The organism is Paraburkholderia sp. SIMBA_054 (genome assembly GCF_046534875.1).
GTDB classification, from domain to species: Bacteria; Pseudomonadota; Gammaproteobacteria; order Burkholderiales; family Burkholderiaceae; genus Paraburkholderia; species Paraburkholderia hospita.
In genome coordinates this window covers 1-1,732 of sequence record NZ_JAWRXV010000156.1, presented here as the reverse complement: position 1 = coordinate 1,732, position 1,732 = coordinate 1, and the positions used below count along the sequence as shown (strand labels likewise).

At 64.3% G+C, this 1,732-nt stretch carries 1 protein-coding gene and 1 pseudogene; both read right to left on the bottom strand.

Annotation, left to right across the window (positions count from 1 at the left end; genetic code table 11):
• Positions 1–1,109, bottom strand: a pseudogene (locus SB822_RS54440) (IS110 family transposase); the annotation flags it as partial.
• A 70-nt stretch (positions 1,110–1,179) separates the two neighbouring features.
• Positions 1,180–1,732, bottom strand: a 553-nt coding sequence (locus SB822_RS54435) for a hypothetical protein (protein WP_410858765.1), incomplete at its 5' end; no start/stop codon positions are given.

Here is a 1,732-nt window from a genome sequence, read left to right as displayed (position 1 = left end):
CAGATAGCGCCACAGAGCAATCGCCAGACGCCGTGCCACCGCGACGATCGCAATGCGCCGCGCGCGGCGATTTGGTCGCGTGCCCTGCGTGCGCTGGTTGAACCACTGTGTCAGTGCACTGTCGGGCTGGTAGCGCAGCCAGGTCCACGCCATCTCGATGAGCAGCGCGCGCACCCGTCGGTTGCCCTGTTTGCTGATGCCCTGGTCCACCTGGCTCTCGCCGCTGTCGTAGGGCTGCGGCACCAGCCCTACGCAGGCACCGACTTCGCGCCGGTTGTGGAACTCCCGCCAGAGCAGCTCCAGCGCCAGGCGCGACGCGCCCACTTCGCCAATCCCCTTCAGCCGCGCCAGGGCATCGCTTCGCTGGCGCGCGGGTGCCGGCAGGCTCGCCTGTCGCGTCTTCTCGCGTGCGGCGAGTTGCTGCCCGGCCAGCGCCAGCCGTTCGCACTCGCGCAGCAGGCGTTCCCGCAACTCGGGCGGCAGCGGCGCGCCGTCGTGACACCGCACCTCGCCGCGGGCGAGCCGGCCGGCAAAGGCCTTGCTGTCGACGTCCTCCCAGCAGCCGAGCGTGTTGAGCAGTTTGCGCATGCGGTCGCGATGCTGCAGTACTTCCTTCTGCAATTGTCCGCGATCGCGCATCAGCTGGCGCGACGCCTCGTCTTGCGGCGACGGCACGTGCACCACGTGCATGCGGTCACGCTCGCCACGCAGCCACGCCCGCAGGTTGATCACCAGCTTGATGACATCGAGCCGGTCGGTCTTTGCGCGCCGCTTGTGGCGTTCAACCGGGATGCTGGCCGCATCGACGACGTAGCATTCGATGTGTTGCGCCTGCAGCGCGCGACAGATCCAGAACGCGTCCTGGCCAGCCTCGTAGCTCACGACGGTGCGCACGCCAGCCGGCAGCGACCACTTCTGCCATGCTGTTCAATCAGGTCCAGCACCGCCTGCAGGCGGGCGGCGGCCTGCGGCTGCGCGACCGTGTGCACGGCCGGCTTCTCGCGCCGACCGTCGTGCAGCGCGACCTTCCATTGGGCCGCAGCAAGCTCGAGTGAGACCGCCAGCACCTGTTCCTCACCACCCGTCGTGAACGTCTGATCCGTGCGCATGATGCTCTCTCCTTTCAACAGGACTCGACACGCTGATTTTACGTATCAGTTTGTGGACGACCGGCCCTGCCTACATAGGATCTCTTACGTTGAGTTTCAGAACGGCCTCAACTGAAGACTTCGGCACACCGACGACAAGGGCTTGAGCTACCCTTTGCTTTGAATCACTATCGGGCGTATCTACCCAGGCCGCGAACGCTTCGTCGGCTAGAAAGTTCAGCATGGGCCAATCCTTTACACGGTCATCCATCCACGACAGAACGTCCGCCAGAAATTCTTCAAAGCCAGGAGCCTTTCCGGTCCGCGAACAGCTCAAGGGCTTCTTTTCCGCGACAAATGCCGTATAACCGCAAAACAAACCAGCTGCCGCATCAACCGCGGCCCGTCTGTGTCTCCCACCCCCAGACAACATCGCGCTCATAGCTTCAGCGGACCCTTGTACTGCCAGCACCCAATCATCGAATCCGTACCCGTAACGTGGCTGTTTCGTATGCGATCCACGAACGACGCCCCTCAGAGTAAGGTGGCGGAGCGCGTGAGGTGTGGTAGTGATGCGGGTCAGCGGAGGTCGGCCGGCATTTTCCAGGGAAGCAACGCGTCGTAGTCGTCGACGGTCTTCGCCA